The sequence below is a fragment of the Actinomadura formosensis genome (assembly GCF_050948385.1).
GTDB classification, from domain to species: Bacteria; Actinomycetota; Actinomycetes; order Streptosporangiales; family Streptosporangiaceae; genus Spirillospora; species Spirillospora formosensis.
Genome location: NZ_CP192011.1, coordinates 712,243 through 731,688 on the forward strand (window position 1 = coordinate 712,243; position 19,446 = coordinate 731,688).

The 19,446-nt window shown below is 71.9% G+C and carries 16 protein-coding genes; 14 read left to right on the top strand and 2 right to left on the bottom strand.

Going from position 1 to position 19,446, the window contains the following annotated elements; translation table 11 throughout:
- Positions 1–3,744: a bifunctional glycosyltransferase/CDP-glycerol:glycerophosphate glycerophosphotransferase gene (locus tag ACQP1N_RS03330; RefSeq protein WP_433229047.1), complete on the bottom strand. Its 3,744-nt coding sequence runs from the start codon at positions 3,742–3,744 to the stop codon at positions 1–3.
- 315 nt (positions 3,745–4,059) lie between these two features.
- On the opposite strand from ACQP1N_RS03330, the gene ACQP1N_RS03335 reads away from it, so the two are divergent.
- Positions 4,060–4,371 (top strand): SHOCT domain-containing protein, encoded by a 312-nt coding sequence (locus ACQP1N_RS03335; protein WP_433229049.1) that lies wholly within the window; start codon positions 4,060–4,062, stop codon positions 4,369–4,371.
- Positions 4,372–4,409: 38 nt separating this feature from the next.
- Here the strand turns inward: ACQP1N_RS03335 and ACQP1N_RS03340 are convergent, their stop codons facing one another.
- Positions 4,410–5,744, bottom strand: coding sequence for a nicotinate phosphoribosyltransferase (locus tag ACQP1N_RS03340; protein WP_433229050.1), 1,335 nt, complete (start codon positions 5,742–5,744; stop codon positions 4,410–4,412).
- 380 nt (positions 5,745–6,124) lie between these two features.
- On the opposite strand from ACQP1N_RS03340, the gene ACQP1N_RS03345 reads away from it, so the two are divergent.
- The 13 genes from ACQP1N_RS03345 (at position 6,125) to ACQP1N_RS03405 (ending at position 19,307) form a co-directional block, all read left to right on the top strand.
- A complete protein-coding gene (locus ACQP1N_RS03345) occupies positions 6,125–7,510 on the top strand; it encodes an MBL fold metallo-hydrolase (protein ID WP_433229052.1) in 1,386 nt (461 codons plus the stop codon).
- Positions 7,507–8,721 carry an FAD-dependent oxidoreductase gene (locus ACQP1N_RS03350; protein ID WP_433229054.1) on the top strand — a complete coding sequence of 405 codons (1,215 nt, stop codon included), beginning with the start codon at positions 7,507–7,509 and terminating at the stop codon, positions 8,719–8,721. Before ACQP1N_RS03345 ends, ACQP1N_RS03350 begins: the two co-directional genes overlap by 4 nt.
- Before the next feature lie 36 nt (positions 8,722–8,757).
- Positions 8,758–10,329, top strand: coding sequence for a 4Fe-4S dicluster domain-containing protein (locus ACQP1N_RS03355; protein WP_433229055.1), 1,572 nt, complete (start codon positions 8,758–8,760; stop codon positions 10,327–10,329).
- A 37-nt stretch (positions 10,330–10,366) separates the two neighbouring features.
- Entirely contained in the window at positions 10,367–13,285 is a 2,919-nt protein-coding gene (locus ACQP1N_RS03360; protein ID WP_433229057.1) for a molybdopterin dinucleotide binding domain-containing protein, read from the top strand.
- Positions 13,269–14,135, top strand: coding sequence for a TorD/DmsD family molecular chaperone (locus tag ACQP1N_RS03365; RefSeq protein WP_067796570.1), 867 nt, complete (start codon positions 13,269–13,271; stop codon positions 14,133–14,135). Before ACQP1N_RS03360 ends, ACQP1N_RS03365 begins: the two co-directional genes overlap by 17 nt.
- Positions 14,125–14,694, top strand: coding sequence for a DsrE/DsrF/DrsH-like family protein (locus ACQP1N_RS03370; RefSeq protein WP_084262794.1), 570 nt, complete (start codon positions 14,125–14,127; stop codon positions 14,692–14,694). The genes ACQP1N_RS03365 and ACQP1N_RS03370 overlap by 11 nt, the downstream gene beginning before the upstream one ends.
- A gap of 8 nt (positions 14,695–14,702) precedes the next feature.
- Positions 14,703–14,939: a sulfurtransferase TusA family protein gene (locus ACQP1N_RS03375; protein WP_067796573.1), complete on the top strand. Its 237-nt coding sequence runs from the start codon at positions 14,703–14,705 to the stop codon at positions 14,937–14,939.
- On the top strand, positions 14,936–15,337 hold the full coding sequence (locus tag ACQP1N_RS03380) for a YidH family protein (protein ID WP_084262795.1): 402 nt from the start codon (positions 14,936–14,938) through the stop codon (positions 15,335–15,337). Before ACQP1N_RS03375 ends, ACQP1N_RS03380 begins: the two co-directional genes overlap by 4 nt.
- Complete coding sequence (locus ACQP1N_RS03385) at positions 15,334–15,651, top strand: DUF202 domain-containing protein (RefSeq protein ID WP_084262796.1); 318 nt, start codon at positions 15,334–15,336, stop codon at positions 15,649–15,651. The genes ACQP1N_RS03380 and ACQP1N_RS03385 overlap by 4 nt, the downstream gene beginning before the upstream one ends.
- Positions 15,652–15,797: 146 nt before the next feature.
- The gene (locus ACQP1N_RS03390; protein ID WP_131732553.1) at positions 15,798–16,175 is read left to right on the top strand and encodes a hypothetical protein; all 378 of its coding nucleotides are present in this window, start codon (positions 15,798–15,800) and stop codon (positions 16,173–16,175) included.
- Positions 16,176–16,277: 102 nt separating this feature from the next.
- Positions 16,278–17,765, top strand: a complete 1,488-nt coding sequence (locus ACQP1N_RS03395) for a TROVE domain-containing protein (protein ID WP_433229060.1) — start codon at positions 16,278–16,280, stop codon at positions 17,763–17,765.
- 450 nt (positions 17,766–18,215) lie between these two features.
- Positions 18,216–18,893, top strand: coding sequence for a response regulator (locus ACQP1N_RS03400; RefSeq protein WP_067796584.1), 678 nt, complete (start codon positions 18,216–18,218; stop codon positions 18,891–18,893).
- Between the two features lie 126 nt (positions 18,894–19,019).
- A complete protein-coding gene (locus tag ACQP1N_RS03405) occupies positions 19,020–19,307 on the top strand; it encodes a hypothetical protein (protein ID WP_067796588.1) in 288 nt (95 codons plus the stop codon).
- Positions 19,308–19,446 lie beyond the last annotated feature (139 nt).

Here is a 19,446-nt window from a genome sequence, read left to right on the forward strand (position 1 = left end):
TCAACCGGTCTGGAGGATGCGGTCGGCGACCCGGCGGGCGGCCTTGCCGTCGTCCAGCTCGCAGAAGCGCCGGATGAACCGCTTGTACGGGACGGCGTACGCGCGTTCGACCTCGTCGATCGAACGGAGCGCCCCGATCACCTCGTCGGAGTTCTTCAGCAGCGGTCCGGGCGCCTCACGTTCGAAGTGGAAGTAGAAGCCCCGCAGCTCGTCGCGGTAATGCTCCAGGTCGTAGGTGAAGAACAGCATGGGGCGTCCGGTGTTGGCGTAGTCGAACATGAGCGACGAATAGTCGGTCAGCAGGACGTCCGCGACCAGGAACAGTTCCGCGATGTCGGGATAGGCCGACACGTCGCGGACGAAGCCGCCCGCGACCTCCGGGACGGTATCGACCACATTGGGGTGCCGCCGGATCAGCAGCACGTGGTCGTCGCCGAGTTCGGCCGCCGCCCGCTCCAGGTCCAGTTGCAGGTCGAGCCGGTACTTGCCGGGGCCGTAGTAGCTGTCGTCCCGCCAGGTGGGCGCGTACAGGACGGCGCGCTTGCCCGGCGGCAGGCCGAGCCGCTCGCGGATCCGCTCCGCCTGCATGTCCCGGTCCGGGGAGGCGAGCATGTCGTTGCGCGGATACCCGGTCTCGATGATCTCGCCCTCGTAGCGGAACGCCCGGCGCAGGATCGGGGTGCTGAAGGCGTTCGGGGAGACCAGGCAGCTCCAGTTGCGGACCTCCTTGGCGACTTTCTCCAGATAGCGGGGGTTGGCGAACTGGACGTCCTCGATGTCGAACCCGATGCGCTTGAGCGGGGTGCCGTGCCAGGTCTGGACGACGACCTGACCGGGGCGGCGGACGAACCACTCGGGCAGATGCGCGTTCGTCACGATGTAGCGGCTGCGGGCCATGGCCTCGTACCACTCGGCCCCCCACAGCCGCACCGGACGCGCTGTCTCGGGCACTTCCACCTGCCCGTCGCGGACCAGCCACAGATGCTCCACCTCGGCGCCCCGCCGCACGAGTTCCTCGTGGATGGCGCGGGGGCTGTCGGAGTACTGCTTGCCGGAGTAGCTGTCGTAGAGCACCGCCGGGCGCAGGGACCGCAGCCGGCGCGGCGCCCGATAGTGCCGGACGCGCGTCCGCAGCTGGCGGTACGCCCCGCGTTCGCCGGGCCGCAGGTCGGAGTGGGCCTCCACGATCGGCACGTCGTACCCCTGCTCCCGGAACACGTAGCGGCGGCCGTTCACCGTCGTCTCGACCGGCAGCCGGTCCAGTGCCGCGTGGTCCAGGGGGACGGCCAGGCTCTCCCCGGCCGGGGCCGCCGGGGTCGCCGGCCGCCGGACGCGCACGTCCCACCTGCCCGCCGCCAGGGGCAGGACGCCGCCGAGCGAGACCAGCCGGCTCAACGGGAGTTCGGCGTGGAACCGCCCGTCCCGGCGGGACAGGGCGAACGCGCGCTCCTCGTTCCGGTCGCGGCTGCGCAGCACCAGTTCGGCCGGGTCCGGTGCGCCGGGCGGATACTCCCCGGCCAGCACCAGCGTCCCGTCCTGCTTCCAGGCCGCTTCGGTGATGACCGGCCGGGGCGTGCGGGCCTTCAGCCAGGCGTACCCGTGCGGAGATCGGTAGACGACGAACTCCTTGCCCGTGAAGGCGTACAGCCCTTCGGTGACGTCGTTGTCCAGTACCAGCCGGATCTCCTCCGGCTCGGTAGATCCCTCCGCGGCCGGATCGTCCGCCGCCGCGGCGTCGTCCGCCGCGGGATCGTCCACCCCTCCGGATGCGTCCCCCGCCATGGGGTCGCCCGCGACCTCGGTGATGTCCGCGGCTGCGAGATCGTCCGTGCCCGCGGAGGCTCGCGTGGCCGGGGACGGGTTCTCCGTGGGGACTTGCCGGAGGCTCAGGTCGAGACGCCAGCCGAAGCCCTGGTCGGGTTCGGGGTCCGGGAGACGGTCGGCGACCTCGGCGTGGGCGGGCATGTCGTCGATCAGGTCGCGGAGCGGTATCCGCGCGCGGAAGCCTCCGGCGGACGCGGTGTCCGGGGTCACCGGGTAGCGGTCCAGCACCGTCCCGGCCCGTCTGCGCAGCACCAGCGCGGCGCCGTCCGGGACGCCGCCGCGGAGCGTGCCGCGGACCTCCAGGCAATCGCCGGCCATCCGGTGACCGGTGAGGCGCGCCCGCACCGTCTCCACCCGCAGCCGCAGCGTGCCGCCGTGAGTGACCAGCGGGACCACGCGCACGTCCTCGGTGACGTAGTGCCAGGGCGGGTGGGCGCCGCTGCCCGAGGACGCCGCGGTCGGCGCGGCGCGCCGCAGCACGCCGCGGTCGTACACCCCGGCCGCGAACAGCCAGGTCCCGTCGACGTACCGGCCGTCGCGCCGCAGCCGCTTCGGGTCGATCGTTCCGGAGAACCCCGACCACCGGTGGCTGCGGTGCGGGTCGCGTGAGACCTCGTCGGCGTCCGGGCAGCGCCGGGTCCATGCCGGGGCGACCCTGGTCGCGCCGCTACCCGGCTCCCGCATGGCGAGGACCTTGACCGACGACCAGGGGAACCGCGTCCCCATGTTGGCGATGTAGGCGTGGCCGGTGATGTGGAGTTTGCCCCGCCGCCACGTCACCGTGTGCACCTGGGCGCGGGCGGCCAGTTCCTCGCCGAGCCGGAACACCCGGCGGGGAACGCGCAGCCGGCGGTCCCCCCAAAAGGGATATTTCGCGTAATGGTGCCACAGCCGGCGGGTCACCGGAATTTTCGGCCTGCGGCGGTCGTACTCCAGTACCTGCAGCAGTTCCGGCACCATCCCGCGCTCGGCCAGGTGCCATTTCAGACGCAACATGGCCGGCAGGCCGTCCAGTGCCGTACGGTCCGCCCCGGCGAGAAAACTCCGTGCCAGTTCGATGAAACGGGCCCGGAACTCGTCGTCGGCCTCGTCCAGCACGTTGATGAAGATCCGCAGATCGCTGCGCAGCGCCACCTCGTCGTATTTCCGCTTGCACGCGCGCACCTTCGGCTCCGGCCGCGAGCCCAGGAACCGGCTGACGGACTCCACCGCGGCGAACCGGTCGGTGACCGCGGCGAGCTCGGTGCGGCGCTGGGTGATCGACAGGGCGCCGCCGGCGCGCTGCCGCCAGTAGTAGACCGGCTCGCTCACCACATCGACGGACGAGGCGAGGAAATGCGCCGGCAGGGTCACCGGGATGTCCTCGTACAGGACGCCCTCGGGGAAGCGGAACCCGTGCTCGTCCCAGAACCGGCGGCGGAACACCTTGTTGGGCACCAGCCGGTCGTACAGCAGCAGGTGGTCGCGGGTGATGTGCGTGCGCAGCCGCGTCGTCCCCATCGGGCGGCGATGCATCGGCGACTGGACGAGCCCTTCTTCGGTCAGCAGCCGCACATTGCCCGAGACGATGTCGGAACCCGTCCGCTCCAGCGTTGCGGTGAGAAGCTCCAGCGCGTGGCCGGGCAGCACGTCATCGCTGTCGACGAACGCCAGGAACCGTCCGCGCACCGCGTCCGCCCCCACGTTGCGCGCCTGGCCGAGACCGCCGTTGGGCTGGCTGATCAGCCGGAACCGCGGATCCTCGCGGGAGAACGCCTCGGCTATCTCCGCGCTCGCGTCGGTGGAGCCGTCGTCGACCATCACGACGTCCAATTCCCGGATCGACTGCCGGGCGATCGAGGTCAGGCATTCCTCCAGGTACGGCTCGACATCGTGAATGGGCACGACGACACCGATATACGGCTCCTGCTCGGACGTCATCAACCCCGCCCTCCATCCGTTTCATGGTTCACCCGCCACGGATGCGGGCGCAGATAAACGAGTTGCTCCGGAGATCGTCTTATAGCGTCCGAGCCCACGTTAACCTGGCGCCTGTCAAAATTTGGGTGTGGATCGATGCTGGATTAGTCCATATTCGGTTCGGAATCGTCCATCCCGCCCGCCTCTCACGACGTGCCCGGCCTCGCCGCGCGTGATCGCCGGACCTGGAGACCCGGGTCTGCGGGCCGGGGGACCTTCGACTCTGTGGGCGCGCGACCCGGGAGGCGCACCATGGAGGTGTCGGGAGGTGCCGCCATGAACATCGCGAACGCCCTGGTACTCGCCCACCCCGGTTCCGGCTGGGGGCACATGGGGGGCAACGACTGGTCGGGCTGGATGTGGCTCTGGGGAACGATCATGATGCTGCTGTGGATCGCCGTGATCGGCGTGGCGGTGTGGCTCGTCATCCGGTTCGCGGGCCCGCGCCGCGACGACTCGCGGCGCGATGAGACGCGGCCCCAGGACGTGACGGGAACGGAGAGCGCCCGCCGCATCCTCGCCGAGCGCTACGCACGCGGCGAGATCAGCAGCGAGGAGTACGACGAGCGCCTCGCCAAACTGCGCTGACACCCGGCCGCGTTCTGTCGGACGGGGGCCGCCGCCCGTCAGAGCGGGGTGCGGGCGACGCGGGCGGTGAGTTCCGCGCGGAGCCGGTCCCGGCACTCCCGGAGCCGCGCGCTGAGCCGGACGCTCCCGGTCTCCGGGCCGCGCAGCCTGGTGATCTCGCCGGGCAGGACGGCCTGGTCGGCGGCGCACCGCTCGCGTGCCACCCCGATCGGCTCGGCGGGGCCGACGCGGCGTCCGGCCTTCATGGCGGGGACGAGCAGCGGCTCCGTCCCGGCGGGCGCGGGCTCGTCGCGCAGCGCGACGAGATCACCGTCCGGGCCGCGATGCACCTGTTTGGCGCCGGGCGCGCTGACCTTTCCCGTGGACAGCTTCATCACCGGCCGGTCCCCGTAGGCCACCAGCTTGTAGGCGCTGTCGGGGTAGGGGGCGTCGGCGGACACGCCCATCCTGGTTCCCACCCCGTAGACGTCGATCGGCGCCCCGGCGCGGGTCAGGTCCGCGATGCGGTGCTCGTCGAGCCCGCCGCTGGCCACGATGCGCGTCCGGGTCATGCCCGCCTCGTCCAGCATCCGGCGGGCCTGGACGGCGAGGGCGCCGAGGTCCCCCGAGTCGAGGCGGATCCCGGCCAGGTGCGGCAGCCCGGCCCGGCGTGCCGCGCGGATCGCGGCCTCGACGCCGGCGGGCGTGTCGTAGGTGTCGACCAGCAGCGTGCTCCGGTCGGGGAAGTCGGCGGTGAACGCGGCGAAGGCCGCGTCCTCGTCGGGGAACGCCTCGATGTAGGAGTGGGCCATGGTGCCGACCGCCGGGATGCCGTACCGCCGGGCGCCCTCGACGTTGCTGGTGCCGGCGAACCCGGCGATGTAGGAGGCGCGGGCGGCCGACAGCCCCGCCTCGATGCCCTGCGTCCGGCGGAAGGCGAAGTCGATCAGCTGGGCCCCGGCCGCCGCGCGCACGCACCGCGCGGCCTTGGTGGCGACCGTGGACTGGAAGGAGATGTGGTTCAGCAGGACGGTCTCCACGAGCTGGGCCTCCGCGATGGGCGCGGTGACCTCCAGGATCGGCTCGCCCGCGTACACGACGCGGCCCTCGGGCACCGCCAGCACGTCACCGGTGAACCGGAGCCGTTCCAGGGCCCGGAGCGTGTCGTCGTCGAATCCCTGCTCGTCCGCCAGATAGCCGAGATCGTCCGGGGCGAAGCGGTAGTCCTCCAGGAACGACAGGCAGTCGGCCAGCCCGCAGGAGATCAGGTAACCCCGGTCGGGCGGCATATTCCGGACGAAGAGGCTGAAGGTCGCCGGCCCGCTCATCCCGCGCCGCAGGTAGCTCGCCGCCATCGTCAGCTCGTACAGGTCGGTCAGGAGTCCGCCGGCCATGTGCTCCTTCCCCCTTCGCCACGGAGAGACAGGGACTGCGCCCCTCGCGGGCCGCCCGGGGTGCCGGGGCGAATCGGCCCCGCTGGAACGACCTTCCCGCTGCCCGCCGGTCGTATCGGGCAGAGCCCAAGGTTCCGGAAGACCGCGCCGCCGGCCCGGATGAAGCCGGCCCGCAACCGCCCGGCCGGGCCGCCGTCCGGCCGTGAGACCACCGCGTGTCTCCCGGTAAATGTCTGGACATCATCGGCAGGAGCCAGCGATATGCCTGGTGGGAACGGTTTTACGGCTTGAAGATCGCATCATCCTCACCCTTGCCATGACCCCCGAAATGTACGTACATTCGACGGGTCAAGCCAATCTCCCCCGTGGAGGACGCGGCCATGATCGAAGTCGTGCCGATCCCGACGCCGTCGCTGGGCGACCGCAGCTATCTGGTCCATGACGGGGAGGCGGCCCTGGTCGTCGACCCGCAGCGGGACATCGACCGCGTACTCTCGCTGGCCGGTGAGCGGGGCGTGCGCATCACCCACGTCGCCGAGACCCACATGCACAACGACTACGTCACCGGGGGACTGGCGCTCGCACGGGCCACGGGGGCCGGCTATCTGGTGAACGCCGCCGAACCCGTGCGTTTCGAGCGCACGCCCGTCGGGGACGGTGACACCGTGCAGGTCGGCGCCATGCTGGTGCGGGTCGTCGCGACGCCCGGTCACACGTTCGGGCACCTCTCGTACGTACTGGAGGACGCGGGCGAGGCGCGCGGTGTCTTCACCGGCGGATCCCTGCTGTACGGGACCACCGGCCGGACCGACCTGCTCGGCCCCGACCACACCGGCGCCCTGGCACACGCGCAATGGGCGTCCGCCCACCGGCTGGCCGCGGAACTGCCCGACGATGCCGCGATCTACCCCACGCACGGCTTCGGCAGCTTCTGCTCCGCCACCCAGGCCGCGGCGGACTCCTCCACCATCGGCCGGGAGAGGCGGTTCAACCCCGCGCTGACGCTCGACGAGCGGGACTACGTCGAGCTGCTGCTCGCCGGGCTGGACGCCTGGCCCGCCTACTACGCCCACATGGGTCCGTCCAACCTGGCCGGTCCGTCCGGCCCCGACCTGTCGCCGCCCCGGCGGGCCGACGCGGCCGAGCTGCGGCGGCGGATCGACGCCGGGGAATGGGTGGTCGACCTGCGTGACCGGGTGGCCTTCTCCGCCGGTCACGTGCCCGGGTCGTTCTGCTTCACCCTGGGCGACAGCTTCGCCACCTATCTCGGCTGGCTGATCCCCTGGGGCACGCCGGTGACCCTGCTGGGCGAGACACCGGACCAGGTGGCGCGGGCACAGCGGCAACTGGTCCGCATCGGCATCGACCGTCCCGCCGCCGCGGCCACCGGACGCGCCGAGGACTGGGCGGCCGGCCGGCCGCTCGCGGCACTGCCCCTGGCCGCCTTCGCCGACCTCGCCGCGGCCCTGCGCGCCCCCGGCGGCGACCGGCCCGTAGTGCTGGACGTCCGGCGGAACGCGGAGTGGGCGGACGGCCATGTCGCCGGCGCCGTGCACATCCCGCTGCACGACCTGCCGGACCGCGCCGACGAGATCCCTCCAGGAAACGTCTGGGTCTACTGCCGGACGGGCTACCGGTCCACGGTGGCGGCCTCCCTGCTGGCCGCCCGCGGACGGCTCGTGACCGGCATCGACGACCTGTTCGACAACGCGGAGTCCGCCGGGCTGTCTTTGACCCGGCCCGCACAGAAAGAGGTTCCACAGTGAGCGCACCGAAACCGTCTTCCCGTCACCATGAAGTGATCATCGTCGGCGGCGGGACCGCCGGCATCACCGTGGCCGCCCGCCTGCGCCGTGCCGGTGTGGACGACATCGCCGTCGTGGAGCCCTCGGCCAACCACTACTACCAGCCGCTGTGGACGCTGGTCGGCGGCGGCAGGGCCACGGCGTCCGCGTCCATGCGGCCGGAGGCCAAGGTCATTCCCGGGGGAGTGACGTGGGTACGCGAGGCCGCGGCCGAGGTCGATCCCGACGCGCAGACCGTGACCACGGCCTCCGGTGAGGTGCTGCACTACGGCCATCTGGTGATGGCGCCCGGAAACCAGCTCGACTTCGACAAGGTGGCCGGGCTCACCGAGACGCTGGGCCGCAACGGCGTCTCCAGCAACTACCGCTACGACCTCGCCCCGCGCACCTGGGACTTCATCCGCGACCTGAGCGGCGGCACCGCGCTGTTCACCATGCCCGCCGGGCCGGTCAAGTGCGCGGGCGCCCCGCAGAAGATCGCCTATCTGGCCGCCGACTGGTGGCGCACCCGGCATGTGCTGGACGACATCAGGATCATTCTCGTCCTGCCCACCGCGGCCATGTTCAGCCAGCCCGACTGGGCGAAGGTGCTGGTGGGCATCGCGGCCGACTACGGCATCGAGGTCCGCAGGGAGTCCCAGCTCGTCGAGGTGGACGGGGACGCGAAGCGCGCGGTGATCTCCGACGCGGCCACCGGCACGAAGGACACCATCGACTACGACGTCCTGCACGCCACGCCGCCCCAGAGCGCCCCGGACTGGGTCAAGGGCTCCCCGCTCGCCGACCCGGCGAGCCCCTTCGGCTACGTGCAGGTGGACCAGTACACGCTGCAGAGCCCGAACTGGCCCAACGTGTTCGCGCTCGGCGACGTCGCGAACCTGCCCACCTCCAAGACGGGGGCGGCCATCCGCAAGCAGGCGCCCGTCGTCGTGGCCAACCTGCTCGCGGCCATGCGCGGCAGGACGCCCGAAGGCCGCTACGACGGATACACCTCGTGCCCGCTGGTCACCGCCCGCAACAGGATGCTGCTCGCCGAGTTCGACTACGACCTCAAGCCGGCGCCGAGCATCCCGTTCATCGACACCATGAAGCCGCGCTACGACATGTGGCTGCTCAAGCGCTACGGCCTCCCGGCCATGTACTGGCACCTCATGCTGCACGGCCGGATGTGACCGGCGTGGCGCGCGAGTCCCTTGAGGGGGAGACCTGTGGCCGACGATGAGACGAGCGGGGCGGACGCCCCGCTGATCCAGACCGGGACCGTGGACGGTGAGCCGCGCCGGTGGCTCAAACTCATCGACCAGACCCGCTGCATCGGCTGCCACGCCTGCACGACGGCGTGCAAGTCGGAGAACGAGGTGCCGCTGTCGGTCACCCGCACCTACGTCAAGAACGTCGACGTGGGGACGTTCCCGCAGGCACGGCGGGCGTTCCAGGTGACGCGCTGCAACCAGTGCGAGGACGCCCCATGCGTGGCGGCCTGTCCCACCAGCGCGATGTACACCCGTCCCGACGGCATCGTCGACTTCGACAAGGACGCCTGCATCGGCTGCAAGGCGTGCATGGCCGCGTGCCCGTACGACGCGATCTTCATCAATCCCGAGGACAACTCGGCGGAGAAGTGCAACCTGTGCTCCCACCGCATCGACTCCGGGCTGGAGCCCGCCTGCGTCGTGGTCTGCCCGACACAGGCGATCCTCGTGGGCCAGTTCGACGATCCGGAGTCGGAGGCCGCCCGGATGGTCGCGCGGGAGCCGGTCGCCGTACGCCGCCCGGAGAAGGGCACCCGGCCGAAGCTGTTCTACCGGGGCGCGACACAGGCGACCCTCGACCCGCTGGCGGCGCGACGCCCGGACGGTGACACGTTCGCGTGGAGCGAGATCCAGGACGGGCCCGGAGAGGTCGCCTCCGGCCACCCCGGCACCGGCAACAGCAGCGCGGCGGCCCTGCTGTCCTACGACATCGGCCACCGGATGCCGTGGGACTGGCGGGTCAGCCTCTACACCTGGACGAAGGGCGTCGCCGCGGGCTCCTATCTCGTCGCGACGCTGCTCGCGGCGACCGGGCGGCTGCCCTGGGACGGCACCCTGACGGCCTGGGCGGCCCCGCTGATCGCGGCGGTGTTCCTGGCGCTCACCGCCGGGCTGCTGATCTGGGACCTGGAGCACCCGGCACGGTTCGTCTACATCCTGACCCGCCCGCAGTGGCGAAGCTGGCTCGTCCGCGGCGGGATCATCCTGACCGGGTACGCGGGCGCCCTCGGACTGCACCTGCTCGCGGGGCCGCTCGGCGGCGGCGATGCGATGCGGGTGGCGGTCGCGGTGCCCGGCGTCCCGCTGGCCGTGCTCGCCGCCGTGTACACCGCCTACCTGTTCGCGCAGGCCAAGGCGCGCGACCTGTGGCAGAACCCGCTGCTGCCCGCGCACCTGCTCGTCCAGGCGGGCGTGGCCGGGGCGGCGGCGCTGCTGCCGGTCGCCGCGTGGACGCAGCCGGACGCGGTCACCCCGCTCGGCTGGACGCTGGCCGCCACCGCCGGGGCGCACGCGCTCATGGCCGCCGGCGAGGTGACGCTCGCCCACCCCACCGAACACGCCCGGCTCGCCGTCAAGGCCATGACACGTGGCCGCTACGCGCGGCCGTTCTGGATCGGCCTGGCCCTGACCACCGCCGGCCTGGCCGCTCCCGTGGCCGGCGCCTGGGTGGCGCCGCTGGCTCTGGCGGGGCTCGTCGCCTACGAGCACGCCTACGTCCAGGCCGGCCAGTCCGTACCGCTCGCATGAGGCCACGTGAATGAAGATCGCGGGGCGAGGAGGACCGATGCCGGGACTTGAAGAGATCGCCGCTCGCGTCAGTGCGGCGCGGCAGGACACGGCGGCGCGCGGGGAGACGTTCTATCCGGGCGCCAGCCGGGTGCACCTGGCCGCGTTCCCGCCGAAGGAGCGCTGGGACGACTGGGTCGAGCTGGACGCGCGGCGCAGCGAGCACCGGTCCATGCTCGTGCCCACGACCTGTTTCAACTGCGAGTCCGCCTGCGGCCTGCTGGCCTATGTCGACCGCGAGACGCTGACCGTCCGCAAGTTCGAGGGCAACCCGGAGCACCCCGGGTCGCGGGGCCGCAACTGCGCCAAGGGACCCGCGACGCTCAACCAGGTCACCGACCCCGACCGCATCCTCGCCCCGCTCAAGCGCGCCGGCGCCCGCGGCGAGGGCCGCTGGACGCAGGTGAGCTGGGACGAGGCGCTGGACGACATCGCCGCCCGGATCCGCGCAGCGATCACCGGGGGGCGGCCCAACGAGGTCATGTACCACGTCGGCCGGCCCGGCGAGGACGGCTTCACCGAGCGGGTCCTGGCGAGCTGGGGCGTGGACGGCCACAACTCCCACACCAACGTGTGCTCGTCCGGTGCCCGCGCCGGCTACCACTTCTGGACGGGCATCGACCGGCCCAGCCCCGACCACGCGGGCGCCGACGTCATCCTGCTGATCAGCTCGCATCTGGAGGCCGGGCACTACTTCAACCCGCACGCGCAGCGCGTCATGGACGCCAAGGCCCGCGGCGCGACCCTCATCGTCTTCGACACCCGCCTGTCCAACACCGCCACCCACGCCGACCACTGGATCGCGCCGCAGCCGGGCTCGGAGGCGGCGATCCTGCTGGCGATCGCGCGCCATCTCATCGCGACCGGCCGCCACGACCGGGAGTTCGTGCGGCGCTGGTGGAACTGGCGCGAGTACCTGGCCGCCGAGCACCCGGGGGAGGAGGCGACGTTCGAGCGGTTCGAGCGGATCCTGGGCGAGCTGTACGCGGAGTACACCTTCGAGTTCGCCGCCGCGGAGTCGGGTGTGGCCGCGTCCGTCATCGCCCGGATCGCCGAGGCCGTCGCGGGCGCGGGCACGCGGCTGTCCACCCACAACTGGCGGTCGGCGGCGGCCGGGAACCTCGGCGGCTGGCAGGTCTCGCGGTGCCTGTTCCTGCTCAACTGCCTGCTCGGCGCGGTCGCCACCGAAGGCGGAACCCACCCCAACGCCTGGAACAAGTTCGTGCCCCGCCCGATCCACATGCCGGGGCACCCCACCACGTGGAACGAGCTGACCTGGCCGGTGGAGTACCCGCTGGCGCTGAACGAACTGTCGTTCCTGCTGCCCCACTTCCTCAAGGAGGGCCGCGGCCGGCTGGAGGTGTACTTCAGCCGCGTCTACAACCCGGTGTGGACCAACCCCGACGGGCTGAGCTGGGTGGAGGCGCTGACCGACACCGACCTGGTCGGCCTGCACGCCGCCCTCACCCCGACCTGGAACGAGACAGCCTACTTCGCCGACTACATCCTTCCCATGGGCGTCGGCTCCGAGCGCCACGACGTCCACTCCTACGAGCAGTACGACGGCCAGTGGATCGGCTTCCGGCAGCCGGTGCTGCGCGCCGCCCGCGCCCGGCTCGGCGAGACGGTCACCGACACCCGCGACGTCAACCCCGGGCAGGTGTGGGAGGAGAACGAGTTCTGGACGGAGCTGTCCTGGCGGATCGACCCGGACGGCTCCCTCGGCATCCGGCGGCACCACGAGTCCGCCGCCCGTCCCGGCGAGAAGCTGACGGTCGACGAGTACTACGGCCACATGTTCGAGCACTCGGTGCCCGGCCTGCCCGAGGCCGCGGCGGCCGAGGGCCGCACCCCGCTGGAGTACATGCGCCGGTACGGCGCGTTCGAGATCCGCTCCGGCGTGGGGCCGGTACACGAGGAGGAGGTCCCCGCCGGCGTCCTCGACGGCGCCGTGGACGACGCGTTCGGCCGCGTGTACTCGCCGGTGCCGCCGGTGCCCGGACCCAACATCGTCCCGGTCGCCACACCCGAGCCCGACGCCGAGGGCCGCCGGCCGGTGGGGGTTCGCGTGGACGGCGTCGTCCGGCGCGGCTTCCCGACGCCCAGCGGCCGGCTCGAGTTCTACTCCCGGACGCTGGCCGAGTGGGGCTGGCCGGAGCACGCGCTGCCCGGCTACATCCGCAGCCACGTCCACCCGTCGGCGCTGGAACCCGGGCAGAAGGTGCTCATCTCCACGTTCCGGCTGCCGACGCAGATCCACACGCGCGGCGCCAACGCCAAGTGGCTGAACGAACTGGCGCACACCAACCCGCTGTGGATCCATCCGGACGACGCCGCGCCGCTCGGTGTCGCGATGGGCGACCTGGTCCGCGTCGAGACCGAGATCGGTCACTTCGTGCTCAAGGCGTGGGTCACCGAGGGCATCCGGCCGGGCGTCGTCGCCTGCAGCCACCACATGGGGCGCTGGAAGCCCGCCGGCCACACCGACGGCGGGCCACGCCAGGTCGCCGCCACCGTCGACCTCGCCAAGGCCGGGGACCGGTGGTCGATGCACCGGCGCCGGGGAGTGGAGCCGTACGGGTCGGCCGACCCCGACACCCGCCGCATCTGGTGGGGGGACGTCGGCGTGCACCAGAACCTGACCTTCCCCGTCCAGCCCGACCCGATCTCCGGCCAGCACTGCTGGCACCAGGCCGTCCGCGTCCGCCCGGCCGGACCCGGCGACGCCTACGGCGACATCGCCGTCGACACCGCCAAGGCCCACGCCGCCTACCGCAGATGGCTGGCCAGGACGCGGGACGCCACCGCCCACTCACCCGACGGCACCCGGCGCCCCTACTGGCTGATGCGCCCGCTCAAACCGTCCCGGGACGCCTACCTGCTCGCGGAGGAGCCCGCCGATGGCCCTCTCACCTGAGCTGTTCCGCGCGCTCGGCGCGCTGTGCGAGCCCCCCGACCCGGCACACGCCCGGCTCACCGAGGCGCTCGGCCTGCCCGGCGGCGCCGACGCGGAGGCCCACACCGCGGTTTTCGTCCTCCAGCTCGTCCCCTACGCCTCCGTCTACCTCGGGCCGGACGGGATGCTCGGCGGCCGGGCCGCGGAGCGGATCGCCGGGTTCTGGCGGGCCCTGCGGCTGCGGCCGCCCGCCGAACCCGACCATCTGGCGGCGCTGCTCGGCCTGTACGCCTCGCTCGCCGAACACGAATACGCCGAGGCCGAGCCCGCCCGGCGCCTGATGTGGCGGCACGCGCGCCGGACGCTGCTGGCGGAGCACCTGCTGACCTGGGTCCCGCCGTACGCCCAGGCGGTGGCCGCCACCGCGCCCGGCTTCCACGCCGCCTGGGCCCGGCTGCTGACCGGCGCGCTGGCGGCCGAGGCGCAGGAACTGGCCGCGCCGCCTTCCGCCGCGCACCTGCGGGACGTCCCCGGCCCGCCCCGCCCCGGAGACGAGACGTTCGTGCGCGCGCTCCTGGCCCCGGCGCGCAGCGGCCTGATCCTCACCCGCGCCGACCTGGCGCGGGGGGCGCGGGAGACCGGGCTCGGACCGCGGGCCGGAGAGCGCGCGTTCGTCCTGCGCTCGCTCATCGACCAGGATCCCGCCGCCGCGTTCGGCTGGCTCGCGGCCGAGGCCGCCGGCTGGCGGAAACGGCATGACTCGGCCCCGCCCGGCGTTCCCGCCGGGCACTGGGCCGACCGCGCGGAGTCCACCCGCCGCGCCCTGACCGACCTCCACCACGCAGCGATGGAGATGACCCATGTCTCATGAGACCGACACAGCCCACCTGCCCGTCACCGAGGACGACGTCCGGCGGATCGTCCGCGAGGAGGTCCAGCGGGCGTTCAAGGAGGATCCGTCCACCCGCAAGGCCGCCTTCGCGGCCTCCAAGGGGACGCTCGACTGGGCCTACCCGCCGCTGATCCTGGGCAGTTCCGCGGCCGCCGTCGGCATGGACACCACGATCTTCTTCACTCTCTACGGGCTCAACATCGTCCACCGGGACTTCGCCCGCAAGCTCAAGATCGACCCGGTCGGCAACCCCGCCATGCCGATGCCGGTGCGGATCCCCGACATCGTCTCCGCGCTCCCGGGCATGGTGCCCATGGCGTCGGCCATGATGCGCGCCAAGTTCGCGAAGAACAACATCGCCGCCATCGGCGAACTGCTGGACACCGCCCGGGAGGCCGGCGTCCGGCTGGTCGCCTGCCAGATGAGCGCCGACGTCTTCGGGTACACCCAGGACGACTTCGTCGACGGAGTCGAGTTCGCCGGGGCCACCGCCTTCATGGCGGAGGCCCGCCGCGCCCACGTGACCATGTTCATCTAGGAGGGACCATGGACGTCATAGAAGACCGGCTCGTCGACGCCCGCGACCTCATGTGCCCCATGCCGGTGATGGCGGCGACCAAGGCCATGCGCGGGCTCCGGCCCGGCCAGGTCGTCAAGGTCCTGGCCACCGACCGGGGCTCGCTCGGCGACATCCCCGCCTGGGCCGAGGCCAACGACGACGAGGTCCTGGAGTCGGGGGAGGAGGACGGCGTGTTCTACTTCTACGTGCGGAAGGCCGAGTGAGCGCCGACCCGTCCGGCCGTTCGGAGGCCGAGGACGCGGCGTCCCAGGAGCCGCCCGAAGGCGAACCGGACGCCCGGTTCACCTTCGCCAACGAGCGGACCTTCCTCGCCTGGAACCGCACGGCGCTCGCGCTGATCGTCGCCGGGCTCGCCATCGTCCAGCTGCTGCCGCCGTTCACCGGGGTGCCCGCGGGACGGCACATGCTCGCCGTCCCGCTCATCGTCTTCGGCGCCCTGGTGTCCATCGGCAGCTTCGTCGAATGGGGCCGCAACCAGCGGGCCCTGCGCCGGGGCGAGCCGCTGCCGCGCTCCCCGCTGCCCCGCGTCCTGTCGATCACCGTGGCGGTGCTGGCCTTCGTGGCGGTGGTGGTCGTCCTGCTGTCGGCGGTGCTGGAATGACACGGGAGGACATGGAGGACCTCGATCCCGGCCTGGCCCGGGAGCGCACCGAGCTGGCCTGGATCCGCACCGCCATCTCGTTCGGGGCGCTGGGCGGGGTCGTGCTCAAGTGGTCCCCCGTCGCCGGGGCGGTCATCCTGGGCATGAGCGCACTGGTCTACCTTCTCGGCCGCCTGGTGCGCCCGGCCGGCCGCGAGGGCACGGCCGAGCACCGCGGCGCCCTCCTGCTGATGACCATCGCCGTGACCGTGGTGGCCCTGACCGCCCTCACCACGATCTTCGTCACCCCGGGCGGCCGGCTCCCCCTGCCGTAGACCGGATAAATCCCACTTCCCTGGTCAAGCTCATAGGCCCCACTCGCCACCTTTCGGGTGCCGTTAGGAAAGCGTTAAAAATGGCGGTACAGGTGCTAAGAGCTCGTCAAGTTCGGCCGAATCTCCCCGAATAGGCGCTTTACTCCATGGAGTCCTGGAAGGAGCCGGGGCGTGAGATGCGCTGGGAGGCGGCGTTGGAGCGGCTGGAGTCGGCTGCCTGGTCGCTGGCGGGGGGTGCGTTGTGCGCGTTCGTGATCGCGGTCGTGCTCAAGAACATGCCCTGGCCGGTGGGGTTCGTGATCGCGGCGGCGTCCGTGGTCGGCTGGTCACTGGCCGCCCCACCTGTCGTCGGCGCGGTTCTCGGCGTTGTGGCCTGGGCGTTCGTGACCGGTTTCGACGTCGTCGGGTCCGGTGACCTGGTGGTCCGCGGGCCGTGGGACCTCGCCCGGCTGCTGGCCCTGGTCGGCGCCGGTACGGTCGCCGGGGCGGTGGGGACACGGATGCGCCGCACATCGGCCCCATGAAGATCGCCTCCACGGCCTCGCCACGGACGGACGTGACCGACCGGGCGCCCTTTCCGGAGAGTTCACTCGTACGCGCATTGTCGAGAAAGAAGTGTCATACCCATGAGTGCGTCCCGTCAGGGTGCCGTCATTCCGGACCGGGCCGGCGCCGCGAAAGAGGAGCTGTTCTTCCTGGCGGTGCGGGGACTGGCCGAGGGGGAGAGCCTCACCTCGGCCACCGACCGGCGGTTCGCCGACCTGGCCGCCCACCTGGCGCTGGCGGACGCCGCCTGGTCGTGCCGGTTGATCGGCTGGCTGGCGGCACGCGAGCCGCTCGGATCGGCGGCGATCGTCGCCGCGGTCGAATGGGTCCGCGCCGGGCTGCGGGCAGGTCTCACCGCCTCCGGTGGCAACCGCCAGCTGATCAGCGGCATCCTGCGCAGCGCGGATCAGCCCGGAGAACTGCTCGGCTACTGGTTCCGCCGGTACGGCCACCCCGTCCCGAAGCCGATCAAACGAGGGGTGGCCGATGCCGCCCTCGTGCTCTACGACGAGCGGGCAGTGGCCGTCCACGACCGGCCGGGCGGGGAAGTGCGCTTCGCCGATGTCATCAAGATGACGCATCCGAGGCCCGCCGCCGGCGTCCAGAGCGACCTGTTCCACCACCTTCTCGCGTCTCACGGCGGCTCGCCGCACGAGGTTCCGGTGTCGCTGCCCAGGCTGCACGCCCGCGCCGCGTTGCACCGGCTTTCGCGGGAGGAGCGGCGCGACATCCTGCGGCGCGCCGATGCGTCCGACATCCTCGTCCAAGCCGCGATGACCGCGGACATGATCCCCGGCTGGCTCGGTGAACCGCTGGACGCACGGGCATGGCGCGCCGTCCTGCCGCTCATGGGTTACCGCGACCGTCTGCGCGCTCTACGCGACTTCGACGAGGCGGGCCTGGACGACCAGACGGCCGGGGAGGTCGCCGCGATGCTGGCCGACGCAGACCAGGTGGCCCTGGCCGGTGTACGGCCGCTGGAGATCCTCGCCGCCGGAGAGGCCACGCCCGCCCGCCGCTGGGGCCGGGCGCTGGAACGCGCCGCCGAGGCCGCGCTGGCCGCCGTTCCCGTCCTGCCGGGCCGTACGCTCATCCTCCTCGACCATCCGGCACCGATGTTCACCGAGGCGACCGGGAACACCGCGCAGACCGTCGCCGGCCGAGCCGCCACGTTCGCCCGTGCTCTCGCCCTCCGCGCCGAGCAGGCGGACCTGGTGCAGTTCGGCGGCACGCATGCTCGGGTACCGCTCCAGAGCGGCGCCGGCCTGAGAACCGTGACCGAACGGTTCCGCGAGATGGCCGACGGCGACGCCGCGGCGGCGGTCCGGGACTGCTTCGACCGGCATGACCGGGTCGTCATCGTCACCGGCGAACCCCGCGGATCTGCCCGGGGCCAGGACGATCCTGTGGCCGCCCTCCCGGCCGGCGTCCCGTCCTACATCTGGGATGCGGCCGGCGCCATGCGGATGCCGTCGCTTCCCGGCCGGTATGTCTTCCGCGGGCTCACCGACGCCGCCTTCGAGGTCATTCCGCTCATCGAATCCGCCCGCGTTTCCTGGCCTTTCTGAATATCCACGGGGAGCCCCCGCCCCGATGGATGCAGGTGGGCGCCACCGCCCCTTTGCCAGGCGCCCACCGCCGATGTGCGGTTCCGGCAGCCGCGCGGCTGCCGGAACCGCACTCGTTCTTCCTGCTGCGCACCCGCCTTGCGAAGGCCCGGCGACGCAGTGCTGCCACTTTGTTCACCTGAACGCGGACTCTGCCGCGGACGGCCCCGCGTCAGGATGGTGTCCAGATTCCCGGCGAAGACGTCAATAATGTGTAGCCGACCTCGCTGTGGAATGGTTCGGTCATTAACGTGGCCCTGTAGATGTCACCCGCTGAAAGATATGCATCAGTCAAACGTGAACGCGCCGCTAAGGAGGGGCACCATGGATCGCCTGGAATTAGCGCCTGGCCGCTGGCCGGCGACGCGGTCAGCGCTTTCGTGCTCGCGGCCGGGTGAGGGATGAGCGGCCATGACGTGCGTACTGGTGGTGGACGACTCGCCGCAGATCCTGGCGACACTGCGGCTCAATCTGCGGGCCCGTGACTACGAGGTGCGGGTCGCCGCGAACGGGATGCAGGCCCTCATCGGGGCCGCGGAGTGGCATCCGGACCTGGTCATCCTCGATCTCGGGCTGCCGGACCTGGACGGCGTCGACGTCATCCGCGGACTGCGCGGATGGTCGCAGGTTCCGATCATCGTGCTGTCGGGCCGGACCGGCAGCGGCGACAAGGTCGACGCGCTGGACGCGGGCGCCGACGACTACGTCACCAAGCCGTTCGGCATCGAGGAACTGCTGGCCCGGATCCGCGCGATCACCCGCCGGGTGCCCGCGGGCGACGCCGTGTCCGTGGTGAATGTGGGCCGGTACTCCGTCGACCTCACCGGCAAGATCGTCCACGGTCCGGACGAGGTGCGGGTCCACCTCACCCCCACCGAGTGGAGGCTGCTGGAGATCCTGCTGCGCAACCCGGGCAAGCTGATAGCGCAGCGCCGGCTCCTCACCGAGGTCTGGAGCCCGAACCACGTCGGCGAGACCAACTACCTGCGCGTCTACCTGTCCTCGCTTCGCCGGAAGCTGGAGGACGATCCGGCGCGCCCGCGGCATCTCCTCACCGAGCCCGGAATGGGCTACCGGTTCGAACCGTGACAGCCGATTCCGAATCCGTCTCCCTTCAATCGCCACCTGACCTCGGCCCTGCGCCACTCCCGAGGCCGGCCCGGCAGGCCCGCACGCGCCGACCGGTGACGACATGACGAACCGCAAGGAGGAAGCGTGAACGAACTCCTCGGCCTGCTCCTCGTCGTCACGGGCAGCATCGTCGCCAAGGCCGTTCCTCGCCTGCTGGCGGCTGGGCGAACGGAGGGAGCCGAGCGGGACGAGGCGGGACCGTGGCTGTTCGCGGCGGGCCTCGGCCTGGTGCTCACCGGCCTGGCGGCACTCAACATCGAACCCCGCGCCATCCTGCTCTCTCTGGTGGTGATGGGCACGCTCCTGAGCGGGATCCTCATCGCGATCGGATGTGTACTCGACCGCACCGGAAGACGACGCGACTCCTCCTGACAGGCGTTCACGGGGGCGCCGACGAGAAACCGCGCCGGCCCCCTGCGGAGAGGCCCAACCGGCTCCCGCGGCCCCCGGCACCCGCCTGACAATCTGTCCCGCTTCCCGGTCCCATGACCCTGCGGCCGGACGGGTGTCA